Below are 15,830 nucleotides of genomic sequence, written 5' to 3'. Positions count from 1 at the left end.
TAAGAATAAAAAAAACTCAAAGATTAGCTTTGAGTTTTTTTTATTTTTATCGCTGAAGCAAGATGTCGTCAACATCATTCATCCGGTTCATTACTGACCGTGCGTAAGAACAATGCGGATAAATTTTCCAGTTATTTTCCCGGGCGAATTTTATTCCTTCTTCCACCAGGTACTTTCCCATACCCCGACCTTCAAATTTTGGATGAACCAACACAAATGAAATAATCAGTTTGCTATCGTCAGGGAAAATCGTGTAGGTAAGTCTTCCGATTTCCTCTTCATCGTTGTTCAGGGTAATTACTCCGCCGTTTCCGGATCGTTTATTTTCGTATTTCATATCTTTTTCTTTTTTGGATATTTAAATATACTGAAAATTTTAATGATCCTTCCCGGTGTAAAAGTTATAATCTTTAATGATGACATTAATGAACTGCCTTTCGGTGAATTTTACCGAGTCTGGCTCTAACTTCAGTATTTCCTTAATTTTATTAGAAAGCTTCGAGATAACCTGTCTGTCATCAATTTTAAGGGCCTTCTGGTAATTTTCTTTGATAATCCTAATGTCGTTGTCGGAAAGTGCAATAACCTGCGGAAAAACGGGTTTATAATCTTCTTTAAGATTTTCCAGGATCGTATGAGAAATATTGACTTGACTTTTCAGCGAAATAACAGCTGTGCCCGAAGCGATGTCTCCTAAACGCTGGTTGTTTTTCGATACAATCATGCTTATTAAGCCGATAATTCCTGAATTTGAGAAAACATCAATAAGACGGAAAAACCAGCGCATCAGATAATCGCCGAAACTTGCCTGAATACCATCTATTTTTACCACCTTAATTTTCATAAGTTTCTTCCCGAAAGTCTGTCCTTCCATCAAACTTTCGCAAACCAACGTGTAGATATGAATCGGAAAAGTAATAAGAATTATGATTGCCATTCTCGACCAGCTATCAAACTGATCCAACAATTGTCCCAGGTTAAATAACCGAAAAAAAACGAAATACATCAAAAGCACATAAGCAGCTTTTATTAATAAATCTACAAGAAAAGCCACTATTCTTTCGCCGATACTCGCTGTATTGAAATTTATGTTTACATTTTGTGAAGTATTTATAGCGATGAGCGACATATTTTTATTATTTTAGCTTCGTATGAGAGAGGTTGCATTTATAAAGCAAAATAAAGAAAAATGGTTGGGAATTGAGCGCGTAATTGAGGGAAAAATAAAAAAAAATCCTGATGATCTTTCGTCGATGTATATTAACCTGGTGAATGATCTTTCCTTCTCGCAAACTTACTACCCAAAAAGCAAAACCACCGTTTATCTTAACAATCTTTCCTCCCTTATTTTTCAGAAAATTTATAAAACCAAAAGAGCAGAACAAAATCGGCTGCTTTATTTTTATAAGACTGAAGTTCCTCTCCTTATGCATCAGTACAGGCGTTATCTGTACTACGCTTTTGCTTTTTTCATTCTTTTTACTTTAATAGGTGTTATTTCGGCGTATTATGATAAGGAATTTGTAAAAATTATTCTGGGTGAAGAATATGTAAATAAAACCATTGAAAATATCCAAAAAGGAAATGCTGTCGGGGTTTATCAGCAGGGATCTAATTGGGGAAGCACGATTGCAATTACTTTCAATAACCTTAAGGTTGGAGCCATTCTTTTTCTCTACGGAATTTTTGGCGGCGTAGGAACCCTATTCGCGTTGCTGCAAAACTGTATTATGCTGGGTTCTTTCCAGTACTTTTTCCACGAGCACGGGGCATTGAAAGACAGTGCAAAAGGCATCTGGGTTCACGGTGTTTTCGAAATCTTCAGCATGGTAGTAGAAGCGGGTGCGGGATTAATCCTGGGTGCATCTATTTTGTTTCCTAAGACTTATTCGCGTTTCAATTCATTTAAAATTGGGTTTAGAGATGCGTTCAAAATATTTTTAAGTACCGTTCCATTTACTATTATTGCAGGAATTCTCGAAGGATATGTTACAAGATATGCACTGCAGATGCCAGTTTTTCTTAATATCCTGCTCATCTTTGGATCCCTTTCTCTTATTGGTTTTTATTATTTTATTTATCCATATATTGTTTCAGCAAAAACACCATTAAGCCATGCAGTTTTACCAGAAAAGGAACTTCGGAACCATCGTAAGTGACACTTTCACTTTTTTTAAAGAAAACGGAAAAAATTACTTCAAAAATTACATTTTTATCAACGGACTGTTGCTGATTCTTATGGTGGCAATTTTCGTTTTTGGATATCGCGAATTATTTTCTCAGATCCTGGGATCAAATACTGCAGGCCAAAGTTATTACTTTGAGGCTTATTTTGCGGAGAACGGCGTCATGCTTATCATTGTTTCCTTGCTGGTTTTTATGCTTTTTATGCTTGTAACAATGGTCTCATATTCGTATCCCATTTTATATTTAAAAAGGCTGAGCGAAACCGGAAATAAAAACATAAAAGCTGATGAGTTGCTAAGGGATCTAAAAAACGGTTCCGGAAGATTTTTAATACTTTTCCTGGGGTTAATTTTTATTGTTACTCCTTTGGCGGCTATTGTTATTGGGTTTTCTTATGTTTTAGTTTTGTTATTAATAGGTGTGCCTCTGTTGATTTTGGCGATGCCGACGCTGATGAATGTTGTTAATTTTTTAATGTTCGATTACCTCCATACCCGAAAAGGTTTTTTCGAATCTTTAAGTTATGCCTTAAGATCCCAGTTTTCTTATCAGAACACTAATGAAAAATCACCTTTCTGGAAATATTGGGGATCGACATTAATCATGTATTTAATTATTCAGATAATTATGTCTGTTTTCACGGCAATTCCCATGGTCATTTTGATAGGGACGATGTATACCACTCAGCAAGCTGGTGGAGTGCAGGAAAATCCGTTTGCCGGAACATTGGGCATTCTGTTTTTCTTAATTTATGGTGTTGCAATTTTAGGGTCGTTCTTATTAATGAACTTTATGTTTGTAAGTTCAGGACTGCAGTATTACGACAGCAGAACAGATCTTCACAGGAAAGTTGGATTTACGGAAATCGATACCATTGGCACTAATGCAGGGTAAATTCACATTTTTATTTTTCATCATCGCTTTCTCCTTTCTGTTTTCTCAGGAAGGGAAAATTCCCGTGTCTCCCGATATCGATATTGTAGATTCAGCTGCAGTTTCTTTAGAAGATCAGATGGTTTCCACAGATTCTGTGTTAAAGCTGCGTCAGCCTACAGATAATGTGGTCTTTCCTAAAACATTTGACGCGAAATTTCAATCTGCATATCAGGGCGAAGAATTCGATTACACTAAAATAAAGCCAAGAGAATCTCTCTGGCAGAAAATGCAGAAATCAATTAAGAGAATACTCGAAGCGGTTTTTGGAGATATCGATCCGAATAAAACTGGCGATTATGCCGCAATCATTATGCGGGTTTTTGCCATTACCATTATCGGATTTGTTCTTTATTTCTTAATCCGTTTTTTAATGACCAAGGATGGGAATTTCTTTTTCAGCAGGAAAAACAAAAAAGTTGCTATCACGGGAGAGGATCTGCATGAAAATATCCACGATATTAATTTCGCTGAGGTAATCAGTTCTTTCGAAAAACAGAAAGATTACCGTTCGGCGATCCGTTACAGGTTTTTAATGGTGCTGAAAAATTTGGCTGATAAAAAGCTCATCAACTGGAATCCCGAAAAAACAAACAGAGATTATTTCGCAGAACTTAAAAATGCTGATTTAAAAGACCGTTTCAGTGAATTGATCTATATTTTCGATTACGTTTGGTATGGCGAATTCGAAATTAATGAAGACAACTATAATCATTTTAAAGAGAAATTTTTAAAATTTAAAGCTTAAATTTTTTGAACAAGACTTTCAAATTATACGGTATTATTTTCCTCATCGTTTTAGCGGTGTTGGCTTTGCTGGAGGTTAATAAAACGCATATCACCGATTGGCGGAAGAATTTTGATGTCGATAAAAAGACTCCGTTCGGTTTATTCGTTTTCAATAAAGAAGCCAATCGCATTTTTGATAATAAATTAAAGAAAGTTCAGCATTCCCCTTTCGATTATTATAAAAACAGCAAGAAAACTCCGCATAATATTTTGGTAATAGTGTCTGAAATTGATGATGTTTCCTGGGACAAAATTCTTGATCAGGTGGAGAACGGATCTGATTTAATGCTTTTTTCTGAAAGGTTTCCTAAGTATTTTTCGGAGGGTTTTGGTTTTCAGGTTTTATATGAAGCTTATGGTGAGAAGAACGTGTTATCGCTCACCGATAAAAAATTTGTAAATGATTCATTGGTTTTGGATAAACTTCCGTCCGAAAGAGGTTTTCTGAGAATTAATGAGGCCGATGAAATTTTAGGCGGAAATGTAACCTTAAAGGGCAATCACCGCGCTAACTTCATTAAAATAAATTACGGCGACGGAAATATTTATCTGCACGCCGAACCTTTGGTTTTAACGAATTATTACTTACTGATTCCGGGGAACGAGAAATATGTGCAGAATGTTTTTTCCTATCTGCCAAGCCGGGAGACTATTTGGTTTTCAGAAAAAAATGAAACGTCTACGGAATCATCCTCTCCAATGCGTTTTATCCTTTCGAAACCTGCACTCCGATACGCCTGGTGGTTGCTATTGGGCGGACTGGTGCTTTTCGTTATTTTCAATGCAAAGCGGAAGCAGAGAATTGTTCCGGTTATCGAACCGCTCAAAAACAAATCGGTCGAATTTGTGAAAAGTATTGGCAATTTGTACCTTCAGGAAGGCGATTTTCACGATATGATGGCTAAAAAAGCACAGTTTTTTCTGAATAAAGTAAGAATGGATTTACTCATTGATACCCAAAATCTGGACGGAGATTTTACTCATAAACTTCAACTGAAAACAGGAAAAAGTCTAGAAGAAATCAATGAAGCGGTAACGCTGATCAAAAAAGGGCAGGATCCGTATGCCAGCGTGATGAAGGAGGATTTAATAAGAATGAATCATTTATTGGATCAAATTTTAAAATAATTAACGCTAAAAGGATTCGTGATAAGTGCGGACAATTTTGGTAAAAAAAACAGATATGGATAACTTAGAAAATATTCAGGAAAATACAGACAATGTTAATTCTGCACCGGAATTTCACTCAAGAATTGATATGACTGAACTTCAGCAAAGTTTGGAAAAAGTAAAGACTGAAATCGGAAAAGTAATTGTCGGCCAGGAAGCGATGATAGAGCATCTATTGGCAGCTCTTTTGTCCAACGGTCATGTTTTGATTGAAGGCGTTCCCGGTGTTGCGAAAACCATTACGGCAAAATTGCTTGCGAAAACGATAGATGTCGGTTTCAGCAGAATTCAGTTTACGCCGGATCTGATGCCTTCAGATATTTTGGGAACTTCTGTTTTCAATGTTAAAAATTCTGAGTTTGAATTTAAAAAAGGTCCCATTTTTTCAAATTTTATTTTGATTGATGAAATCAACCGTTCGCCTGCAAAAACGCAGTCTGCGTTATTTGAGGTGATGGAGGAAAGGCAGATCACGATGGACGGAACGCAGTACGAGATGCAGGAACCGTTTCTTGTTGTTGCAACGCAAAACCCAATCGAGCACGAGGGAACTTACCGTCTTCCTGAGGCGCAGCTGGACCGTTTTCTTTTCAAAATAAATGTTGGTTATCCCAATCTTTCGCAGGAAGTCGAAATCATTAAAAACCAACACGAAAATAAGCTGGAAGATAAAACCGATGCCGTACAGAAAGTAATCACAGGAATTCAGCTGAAAAATTATCAGGATATCGTAAAAAACATTCTTGTTGAGCCGCAGCTTTTGGAATATATCGCTAAAATTATTGTGAACACAAGAGAAAATCAGTTTCTGTATTTAGGAGCTTCACCGCGTGCAAGTTTGGCTTTGCTCACCGCTTCCAAAGCTTTTGCGGCAATCCGTGGAAGAGATTTTGTAACTCCGGAAGATATCAAAGAAGGAAGCTATGCCGTTCTACGTCACCGAATCATGGTTTCGCCGGAACGAGAAATGGAAGGTTTAACTGCTGATGAAATCATCCGTCAGATTTTAGAAACCATTGAGATTCCACGATAATCTGTGCGTGAACTTTAATAAATGAAAAACCTTTACCTCAATAACCGTATTTTCTTCCTGCTTTTCGGAGCGGGATTTACTTACGTTTTGGCGTTTTTCTTTCCGGTTTTGATGTGGGCAGCTCATGGATTTTTAATTCTGATTTTTATCGCAACTATTATTGATTTTCTGTTGCTTTTTAATCAGAAAGACGCGGTCTTGGCGCAAAGAATTCTTCCGGAGAAATTATCAAATGGCGACAGAAATTCTGTAAAAGTAGATGTGAAAAACACTTATCCTTTTCAGATCAAAATTAAGGTGATTGATGAAATTCCATTTCAGTTCCAGAAGCGTGATTTTTTAATTGAAAGAACCATTGAAACCCAAAAAAATGTATTTTTTGAATATTTTCTTGAGCCTAAAGAAAGGGGAGAATACAGTTTCGGCAACCTGAATGTTTTTGTAAAATCACCGGTTGGCTTGGTTTCGCGAAGATTTACCTTTCAGAAAGACGCAGTTCTTCCAAGTTATCCTTCATTTATTCATTTACGAAAATATGAACTGATGGCCTTGCAGAATGAATTTTTATTGGGCGGAATTAAAAAAATCAGGAAGTTGGGTCACACGATGGAGTTCGAGCAGATTAAAGAGTATGTTCCGGGAGATGATGTGAGAACAATCAACTGGAAAGCAACATCGAAACGGAATCAGTTGATGGTCAATCAGTTTCAGGATGAAAAATCGCAGCGGATTTTCATGCTGATTGATAAAGGAAGAACCATGCAGATGCCTTTCAATGGGCTAAGTCTGCTAGATTATTCAATTAATGCAACCATGGCTTTAAGTCATATCATCCTCAAAAAAAGTGACCGCGCCGGAATGATGACTTTCTCCAAAAAAACCGAGAATAAAGTTGCGGCAGATAACAAATCGGGACAGCTGAAAAAGATATCTGAAGCTTTGTATAATGTTCAGACTAACTTCTACGAAAGTGATTTCAGCAGGCTATATCAGGATGTAAAATTCAGTATTGGGCAGAGAAGTTTAATTTTGCTTTTCACTAATTTTGAAACGCTTGATGCGGTAAACCGTCAGATGAAATATCTTCGCGGAATTGCCAGGAATCATTTGCTGGTCATTGTATTCTTCCAGAATTCTGAATTGCAGAATCTCATTCATAAAAATCCTGAAAACATGCAGGAAGTATATGACGAAATTATCGCGGAAAAACTGGAGTTTGAGAAAAAACTGATCATTCAGGAACTCCGGAAATATGGAATTTATACCATTTACACGCTTCCCGAAAATTTAAATATCGAAGTCATTAATAAATATCTGGAAATAAAAGCGCGCGGGATTTTGTAATTTTGTGAGGTAATTAGGTACTATAACAGCTTGAAAAGTTTTTAAAATTTAAATTAATGAAAATCACTCTCAACAGAATTAACGACGATTATTTATTCGAATGTGCAAACCAGGCCGGCAACAAAATCCTGCTTGATAATACGTCACAACCCAACGCACAGGGAGTTTCTCCAATGGAAAGTGTTTTAATGGCTGTTGCAGGATGCAGCGGAATCGACATGGTTTCTATCCTGAAAAAACAGCGACAGGAAATTACCGCTTTTTCAGCAGAAGTTGAAGGCGAACGTGTTCAGGTGGATGAAGCGAAACCTTTTAAATCTATCACAGTAAAGTTTTTTCTAAAAGGAGACATTGATCCTAAAAAAGCTTTGAAAGCCGCAGAACTTTCTTTTGAAAAATACTGTTCGGTTTCCAAAACCATTGAGCCTAACGTTACGGTAGATTATGAAGTGTATGTTAACAGCGAAAAAGCATAAAAAAGTCCGTAAGTTTCTACAACCTGCGGACTTTAGCTATGTTCTCATACAATCTCTTGAAGTAAATGTCTACGACATTTTTGGCTTAATGAGTTTGGCTACGGTTGCAGTCCATCCTGTTTGGTGAGAAGCACCAATTCCCATTCCTGTATCGCCGTTAAAATATTCATTGAACATGATGTAATTCTTGAAATGTTCATCATGATTAAGGAGTTTGTTTCCGCCATTAAAGGCACGTTCGCCATTTTCGTTCTGAAGAAATATCGAACAGAGTCGTTGGCTCAGATTGTCTGAAACAAACTCAAGATTTCTCATCTCTCCGCTGTTCGCAGGATATTCTATCTGAAGGCTTTCACCGTAGTAATAATGGAATCTCTGCAAGCTTTCGACAATCAGGAAATTGATTGGAAACCAGATCGGTCCGCGCCAGTTGCTGTTCCCGCCAAACATACGGCTGTCGCTTTCTGCGGGCGTGTATTTTACGGTAAAATTCTGTCCGTCAACGGTGAACTTAAAAGGCTCATCTTCATAAATTTTAGACATGGAACGGATTCCATAGTCGGAAAGAAATTCTTTTTCATCAACCATTCTTGCCAAAACCCTTTTAAGTCTGGTTTTTCGTAAGATACTTATCAGATGTTTACCGCCTTTACCTTCAACTTCCCAATGCGAAACCAGATTTGCAAGTTCTGGTTTGTTCTTTAGGATCCAGTCCATTCTTTTGGTGAAATTCGGGAGCTTTTCGAGGGTTTCGTGCTCGATAATCTCTACCGCGAACATGGGTATAAGTCCTACGATGCTTCTTAGTTTTAAGGAGATTGAGTCACCGTCATTTAATTGTAAAACGTCGTAGAAAAAGCCGTCTTCGTCGTTCCACAGCCCGCCTTTTGCACCCCCAATGTTTTCCATTGCTTCGGCAATATAAAGATAATGTTCAAAAAATTTGATGGCCATATCTTCGTAAACCGGATTATAAAGCGCAAGTTCCATTGAGATCCGCATCATATTCAGCGCGAACATCGCCATCCAGCTGGTTCCGTCGGCCTGTTCCAGATGATCCCCATTTTTAAACTGCATATTTCTGTCGAAAGCGCCAATATTATCAAGTCCCAAAAAACCGCCTCCAAAAACATTGTTTCCGTTCTTGTCCTTTCGGTTTACCCACCAGGTAAAATTAAGGAGCATTTTCTGAAAAACACTTTCCAGAAAAGGAATGTCGGGCTTCCCGTTCATTTTCTCATCAATTTTAAAAACCCTGAAGGTAGACCATGCGTGAACCGGCGGATTTACATCGCTGAAATCCCATTCATAAGCAGGTAACTGCCCATTTGGGTGCATATACCATTCCTTCGTAAGCAGTTTTAACTGATTTTTAGCAAAACCCGGATCGAGCAATGCAAAAGGCACACAGTGAAAAGCCAAATCCCACGTCGCAAACCAAGGATACTCCCATTTATCGGGCATCGATATAATATCCTTATTCTGCATATGCCGCCATTCCCGGTTTCGGACAAAATGATCGAAATTCCGCGGCGCATCATATTTCGGATCACCTTTCAGCCATTTCGAAACGTTGTAGTTATAAAACTGCTTGTTCCATAAAAGTCCGGCGAAAGCCTGGCGCTGGATGTTTTTTTCTTCCTCGTTTCTGATGTCGCACTGTATTTCCCCATAAAAGTCTTCAGCCTCATTTTTTCTCAGGTTAAAAATATAATCAAAATCAAAGAACGCATTCTCCATATCATGCGGACTTAACCTGAAATCAAAGCTTTTGCTTTCACCCGCCTCAAGTTCTGTATCAATAAAGAAGCTTGCTTTTGTTCCGTTTTTATCAGGATTTACTGTATTGTGGTTCCCGTGCACTAAAAAGTCATTAATGCCGTCTTTGAAGAACTTCGCGTCAGATGTTAGACTTTTAATTTTTTCGTAGTTGGTCTCATTGTCGCAGAATAGTGCTTCGGTATCAGGATTTCTGGAATAAAATTTCGTCTGGGAAATGGAATCGTGCTCAATATCGATAACACCTTTAACTGAACTTTTTAGTTGTGGCTGGTAAGTTCCATGACCCCAATTCCAGTTATTCCTGTACCACAGCGTCGGAAGAATTACCAATGGTGCTTTTCTTGTGCTTCTGTTAACCGCGGTTACACGGATGGCAAAATCATCATGATTGATTTTTGCGTACTCGATAAAAAGGTCGAAATATTCGTTTCTGTTCAAAATTCCGGTATCAACAAGTTCAAATTCCGGATCGCTTTTTGATCGGCGGGCATTTTCGTAAATCAGCTGTTCGTATGGAAACTGTTCGATAGGATACTTGTAGATCATCTTCATATAAGAGTGTGATGGCGTATTTTCTAGATAATAGAAGATTTCTTTGATATCCTCGCCATGGTTTCCCTCATGATTACTGAGCCCGAAAAATCTTTCCTTAATCATTTTATCCTTGCGGTTCCAAAATGAAAATGCAAAGCACAAAAGCTGCTTATCATCACAGATTCCCGCAATTCCATCTTCATTCCAGCGGTACGCTCTGCTGATAGCGTCATTATAGGTGGTATGCCCCCACGCATTTCCATTGTGGCTGTAATCTTCCCTTACAGTTCCCCATTGTCTGTTGCTCACATACGGACCCCATTTCTTCCATTGCTCGTCAAGCATTCTCTCTCTTTCAGCTATCATATTACAAATTTCAGTTGCGAAATTATGAAATAAAAATCTTTCCCATTTCTCTCGCGTTTAGAAAAAATACCTTACTTTTGCTGCAGATTTTGTTCATTTACATATTGAAAATGTTATCAAGAAAGGTGGAGAGATAAGACTCTATGAAACCTTGGCAACCCTTCGGAAACGGAGAAGGTGCTACATTCTTACCCAATTTGGGTGAAGATAACAGAAACTTTTTTTACCATTCTCAGGTAGCATTTTCAATTTTAATTTTATTATAAATTGAAAACTCCGCTACAAAATATCATTCTTCAAAACTTTAAATTAAAATCAGGAAAAATCCTTGATATTAATTTGTCCTACCACATTTTCGGTCGTGATTTATTTTCTGCACCCATTATCCTCATCAATCATGCCTTAACCGGAAACTCCAATGTGTCGGGCGAAAAAGGCTGGTGGAGAACATTAGTGGGCAAGGAAAAAATTATTGATACCGAAAGATTTACTGTAATCTGTTTCAATATTCCGGGGAATGGTTTTGACGGAATTTTAATTGAAAATTACGAGGATTTCAAAACAGTAGACATTGCCAATATTTTTTTAGAAGGTTTGAATTTCCTAAATATCAACCAACTTCATACGCTTATCGGCGGATCTTTGGGCGGTGCAATTGGTTGGGAAATGCTGACTGTTGAGCCAGATTTGGCTGAGAATTTTATCCCCATTGCCTGCGATTTCAAAACTTCAGATTGGCTTCATGCCCAATGCCTCGTTCAGAAATTTTTACTTAATCAAAAAGAGGAGCCTTTGCAGAAAGCCAGAATTCACGCCATGTTATGTTACCGGAGTCCGGAGTCGATGAATGTCCGTTTTAAGAATGAATTTGATACAGAAAAAGAAATTTTAAAATCGCACGACTGGCTCAACTTTCATGGAAAAAGTTTAAACGAGCGGTTTAGTTTAAGTGCGTATCATTTAATGAATCATCTTTTGATGAGCATTAACGCTGATACAAGAGTTCTTAAAAACATAAAAGCAGATATCCATTTAATTGCTGTGGATTCCGATTTGTTTTTTCCTGCTTTTGAAATAAAAAAATGTTACGGTCATCTCATCAAAACCAAAGGAAATACTTTTTACCACGAGATAAATTCAATGCACGGGCACGATGCTTTTTTAATGGAATATGAACAGCTGAACGGAATTTTAGAAAAAATAATTAAGTAAAAATGACAACGAATAATAATCAGATCAAAGTGTTGAAAAACCGCGCGATCATCAAATTTGAAGGTAAAAATTTCCTCGGTGAAGTAGGCGTGGACGGAAGAATTTTCAAAGCACTGACGTATGCAAGAATTAGTGTCGGAGTAATTTCGCAGCAGGCAATTGAAAACGGAATCTCTGTTTTGGTAAGTGATAATGATGCGGAAAATGCGGTGAACTGCTTAATTAACGAGTTTGAAGAGGAAAGAAAATCCGGAAAAGTAAGTATGATTTACAGCATTAGTAATGTTTCTGTGATCGGTTTTGTTTCCAAAGATTTCAATAAAATCATGTCTGAACTTGCCCGAAACAACATCTTCCCGCTGATCCTGAATCAGGTTGCAGCCGAAAACCGCGTGAATATTGTGGTCACCTCTTCACAGGACGAAAAAGCAAAAAATATCATCGAGGCAGAAATTTTCGCGAAGCCCAAAACTGTTCATCTTGCAATTATCGGTCACGGAAATGTAGGGAAAACCTTAATAGAACAGGTTTTGGAGAATGCCGAAGAAATCAGAAACAGAAAGAAAATTGATCTGAAAATTGTTGCGGTAGCCAATTCCAAAAAAATTGCCCTTAATAAAGCAGGTTTTAATGAAAACTGGAATGATGAAATTCTGGTGGCAGAACGCCCGTCAAAAGTAGAAGAATTGATTTCTTTTTCGCAGCAAAATCAGCTGGAAAATCTGATCGTTGTTGACAATACAGCGAGCAAAGAATTTGTGAAAAACTATCCGGTTTTGGCGGAAAACGGTTTCGATCTGGTTTCCTCAAACAAAATCTTCAATACACTTCCCATTTCAGATTACCGGAATTTCCGCCACATTCTGGCGAAACGGAATAAAAAATATCTTTATGAGACCAATGTCGGTGCAGGTTTGCCCTTAATTGACACCATTAAACTTTTGCATTTGTCGGGCGAAAATATCACAAGGATTAAAGGCGTGTTTTCAGGTTCACTGAGTTATATTTTCAATAATTTTTCAGTGCGTGACGAGAAATTTTCAACCATTCTGAAAGAAGCAATGGAAAAAGGGTTCACCGAACCGGATCCGAGAGAAGATTTATCCGGAAATGATGTTGCTAGAAAACTGCTGATTCTCGCAAGAGAGCTTGATTTAATTAATGAATTTAAAGACATCGACGTAGAAAACTTAGTTCCAAAGCAATTAAGAAATATCAGTAATTCTGAGTTTTCTTCGAAGTTAAATGAACTGGACGAAATCTTTGAAAACATCAAAAATGGCCAGGCTGAAAACCATGTTTTGCGTTTCGTTGGTGATTTACATGGCGATCTGCAGCAGGAAAAAGGACTTCTGGATGTGAAGTTGATTTCCGTCCCGGCCAACTCTGCGCTTGGACAGTTAAAAGGCTCTGATTCTATATTTGAAATCTATACCGAAAGTTATGGCGAAAATCCGATCGTGATCATGGGAGCCGGAGCCGGAGCAAAAGTTACCGCAAGAGGAGTTTTCGGAGACATTTTAAGACTTTCAGAAAATAAATAAGAAATAAAACCACTCACAATAATATGTCAGAACATTTTGAAACCAGCGCAATCCGCATTCAGTCCGAACGTTCACAGTTTGATGAGCATTCCACACCTATATATCTAACTTCAAGTTTTGTTTTTGAAGATGCAGAAGATATGCGGGCGAGTTTTGCGGAAGAAAAGCAGAAAAATTTATACAGCCGTTTTTCAAACCCAAATGTGAATGAATTCACCGAAAAAATGGTAAAACTGGAAGGCGCCGAAGACGGTTATTCCTTTGCAACAGGCATGGCGGCAATTTATTCCACATTTGCAGCGTTGTTGAATTCCGGTGATCATATTCTGAGCTGTCAGTCGGTATTCGGTTCTACGCACACGCTTTTTACCAAATATTTCCCAAAATGGAATATCGAAACAACCTATTTTAAAGCCGACGAAACAGATCTGGAAAAATATTTAACTCCAAATACAAAAATTTTATATGTCGAAACGCCAACCAACCCGGCCATTGAAGTTTTGGATTTAGAATTTTTGGGAAAATTTGCCAAGAAGCACAACCTGATTTTCATCGTTGATAACTGTTTTGCGACGCCTTATCTTCAGCAGCCGATAAAATTTGGGGCAGATTTGGTGGTTCATTCTGCGACAAAATTAATTGATGGGCAAGGCCGCGTTTTGGGCGGAATTGCAGTCGGCAGAAAAGATCTGATCCGGGAAATATATCTTTTCGCCCGAAATACCGGACCCGCAATGTCGCCTTTCAACGCCTGGATTTTAAGCAAAAGTCTTGAAACGCTTGCGGTTCGCGTAGAAAAACATTGCGAAAACGCACAAAAAATTGCCGAATTTTTGGAAACTCATCCCAATGTCTCCTTGGTGAAATATCCTTTCCTGAAATCGCATCCCAATTACGGGATTGCTAAAAATCAAATGAAACTGGGCGGAAACATCGTTGCTTTTGAAGTGAAAGGAGGCATCGAAGCCGGCAAAAACTTCCTGAATAAAATAAAAATGTGTTCCCTGTCCGCAAATTTGGGTGACACCAGAACCATTGTTACGCATCCTGCTTCCACAACGCATTCCAAACTTTCTGATGAAGAGAGAAATGAGGTGGGGATTACCGCAGGCCTGGTGCGCTGTTCCGTAGGTTTAGAGCATGCGGACGATATTATTGAGGATTTAAAGCAGGCCTTAGATTAGAAGTAGCAGAATGTTCAGGAGCAGGAATATTCCCGCTCCGAAGAACGACCCGTCCCGCTCTTCGCTATATCTTTTTGCTTTAAGAGAAATGTGTTTTCAATGGAAATTCTTTAAAAAGCAAAAAAGGATGCCGCTGCGATCGGGGCTAAAAATAAATTTCAGTTCTTCGATTCAAACGAAAAAAAACAGTTCCAAAAGGAACGACCGATACTACAACGTTAGAATTTATTCTAATGAAAAAAATAATAAAATGAAAAATTCAGAACATTTATATAAAGCGATTTCCGAACGAATCCTCGTGCTCGACGGAGCGATGGGAACGATGCTTCAGCGTTACAAATTTGAAGAAGAAGATTACCGTGGCGAAAGATTTAAAAACTGGGAACATCCTTTAAAGGGAAACAATGATTTACTTTCGCTTACGCAGCCGCAGGCAATTGAAGAAGTTCACCGCAAATATCTCGAAGCCGGTGCGGACATTATCGAAACCAACACTTTTTCCGGAACTACTATTGCCATGGCAGATTATCATATGGAGGATTTGGTGTATGAACTCAATTACGAATCTGCAAAAATTGCAAGAAAAGTTTGCGACGAATTCAGGGCAAAAAATCCGGAGAAACCTCGATTTGTCGCAGGTTCTATTGGGCCCACCAATAAAACGGCAAGTTTAAGTCCGGATGTTAATGATCCCGGTTTTCGGGCGATTACTTTTGATGAGTTAAGAATTGCTTACAAACAGCAGTCAGAAGCGCTTTTAGATGGCGGCGCAGATATTCTTTTGGTAGAAACGGTTTTCGATACGCTCAACGCCAAAGCTGCTCTTTTCGCCATTGATGAAATTCAGGACGAGAGAAATATAAAAATTCCAATCATGGTTTCCGGAACGATTACCGATGCTTCCGGTCGAACTTTAAGCGGACAAACTGCAGAAGCATTTTTAATCTCAGTTTCACATTTAAATCTTTTAAGCGTTGGTTTCAACTGTGCTCTTGGTGCAGAACAGCTTACGCCGTACTTGGAAACGCTTTCCAGTAATTCCGAATTTTATATTTCAGCCTATCCCAATGCCGGACTTCCAAATGCTTTCGGGCAGTATGATGAATCACCGGAATTTATGGCGGAACAGATTAAAGAATACGCCGAAAAAGGTTTAATCAATATCATCGGTGGCTGCTGCGGAACCACGCCGCCACATATCAAAGCAATCGCTGATTTGGTGAAAAATTATGAACCCAGAAAAGTAGTTTTTAGTGTGTAGTGTTATGTTTTTAGC

Annotated in this window: 14 protein-coding genes and 1 riboswitch; of the genes, 11 read left to right on the top strand and 3 right to left on the bottom strand. The window is 38.2% G+C overall.

The annotated features are described in order from the left end of the window. Positions 1-46: 46 nt before the first annotated feature. Positions 47-337 (bottom strand): GNAT family N-acetyltransferase, encoded by a 291-nt coding sequence (locus KTV93_RS05290; RefSeq protein ID WP_218250264.1) that lies wholly within the window; start codon positions 335-337, stop codon positions 47-49. 39 nt (positions 338-376) lie between these two features. After that, entirely contained in the window at positions 377-1,129 is a 753-nt protein-coding gene (locus tag KTV93_RS05285) for an RDD family protein (RefSeq protein WP_218250263.1), read from the bottom strand. A 22-nt stretch (positions 1,130-1,151) separates the two neighbouring features. Here KTV93_RS05285 and KTV93_RS05280 point away from each other — a divergent pair, with 22 nt between their 5' ends. The 7 genes from KTV93_RS05280 to KTV93_RS05250 are packed head-to-tail and all read left to right on the top strand — an operon-like array spanning position 1,152 to position 7,932. Beyond that, positions 1,152-2,159 carry a stage II sporulation protein M gene (locus tag KTV93_RS05280; RefSeq protein ID WP_218250262.1) on the top strand — a complete coding sequence of 336 codons (1,008 nt, stop codon included), beginning with the start codon at positions 1,152-1,154 and terminating at the stop codon, positions 2,157-2,159. Continuing rightward, a complete protein-coding gene (locus tag KTV93_RS05275; RefSeq protein ID WP_218250261.1) occupies positions 2,116-3,081 on the top strand; it encodes a DUF4013 domain-containing protein in 966 nt (321 codons plus the stop codon). Before KTV93_RS05280 ends, KTV93_RS05275 begins: the two co-directional genes overlap by 44 nt. Next, positions 3,071-3,868, top strand: a complete 798-nt coding sequence (locus tag KTV93_RS05270; protein WP_218250260.1) for a DUF4129 domain-containing protein — start codon at positions 3,071-3,073, stop codon at positions 3,866-3,868. Before KTV93_RS05275 ends, KTV93_RS05270 begins: the two co-directional genes overlap by 11 nt. A 5-nt stretch (positions 3,869-3,873) precedes the next feature. Then, positions 3,874-5,037, top strand: a complete 1,164-nt coding sequence (locus KTV93_RS05265) for a DUF4350 domain-containing protein (RefSeq protein WP_218250259.1) — start codon at positions 3,874-3,876, stop codon at positions 5,035-5,037. Between the two features lie 55 nt (positions 5,038-5,092). Further along, positions 5,093-6,112 (top strand): AAA family ATPase, encoded by a 1,020-nt coding sequence (locus tag KTV93_RS05260; protein ID WP_218250258.1) that lies wholly within the window; start codon positions 5,093-5,095, stop codon positions 6,110-6,112. A gap of 21 nt (positions 6,113-6,133) precedes the next feature. After that, the gene (locus tag KTV93_RS05255) at positions 6,134-7,456 is read left to right on the top strand and encodes a DUF58 domain-containing protein (protein WP_218250257.1); all 1,323 of its coding nucleotides are present in this window, start codon (positions 6,134-6,136) and stop codon (positions 7,454-7,456) included. Between the two features lie 56 nt (positions 7,457-7,512). Further along, complete coding sequence (locus tag KTV93_RS05250) at positions 7,513-7,932, top strand: OsmC family protein (RefSeq protein WP_218250256.1); 420 nt, start codon at positions 7,513-7,515, stop codon at positions 7,930-7,932. Between the two features lie 69 nt (positions 7,933-8,001). Here the strand turns inward: KTV93_RS05250 and KTV93_RS05245 are convergent, their stop codons facing one another. After that, positions 8,002-10,614, bottom strand: a complete 2,613-nt coding sequence (locus KTV93_RS05245; RefSeq protein WP_218250255.1) for an MGH1-like glycoside hydrolase domain-containing protein — start codon at positions 10,612-10,614, stop codon at positions 8,002-8,004. A 110-nt stretch (positions 10,615-10,724) separates the two neighbouring features. Then, a riboswitch (SAM riboswitch) is annotated at positions 10,725-10,828 on the top strand. A 53-nt stretch (positions 10,829-10,881) separates the two neighbouring features. On the opposite strand from KTV93_RS05245, the gene KTV93_RS12580 reads away from it, so the two are divergent. The 4 genes from KTV93_RS12580 (at position 10,882) to KTV93_RS05225 (ending at position 15,815) form a co-directional block, all read left to right on the top strand. Further along, complete coding sequence (locus KTV93_RS12580; protein WP_218250254.1) at positions 10,882-11,826, top strand: alpha/beta fold hydrolase; 945 nt, start codon at positions 10,882-10,884, stop codon at positions 11,824-11,826. A gap of 2 nt (positions 11,827-11,828) precedes the next feature. Continuing rightward, complete coding sequence (locus KTV93_RS12575; protein WP_218250253.1) at positions 11,829-13,370, top strand: ACT domain-containing protein; 1,542 nt, start codon at positions 11,829-11,831, stop codon at positions 13,368-13,370. 23 nt (positions 13,371-13,393) lie between these two features. Beyond that, positions 13,394-14,554 carry a trans-sulfuration enzyme family protein gene (locus tag KTV93_RS05230; protein ID WP_218250252.1) on the top strand — a complete coding sequence of 387 codons (1,161 nt, stop codon included), beginning with the start codon at positions 13,394-13,396 and terminating at the stop codon, positions 14,552-14,554. Between the two features lie 250 nt (positions 14,555-14,804). Beyond that, positions 14,805-15,815 (top strand): homocysteine S-methyltransferase family protein, encoded by a 1,011-nt coding sequence (locus KTV93_RS05225; protein ID WP_218250251.1) that lies wholly within the window; start codon positions 14,805-14,807, stop codon positions 15,813-15,815. Positions 15,816-15,830 lie beyond the last annotated feature (15 nt).

It is taken from the genome of Kaistella faecalis (assembly GCF_019195395.1).
In the GTDB taxonomy this organism is placed as follows: domain Bacteria; phylum Bacteroidota; class Bacteroidia; order Flavobacteriales; family Weeksellaceae; genus Kaistella; species Kaistella faecalis.
Note: the sequence above shows the minus strand (reverse complement) of the source record. Positions and strands in the feature narration are given on the sequence as shown.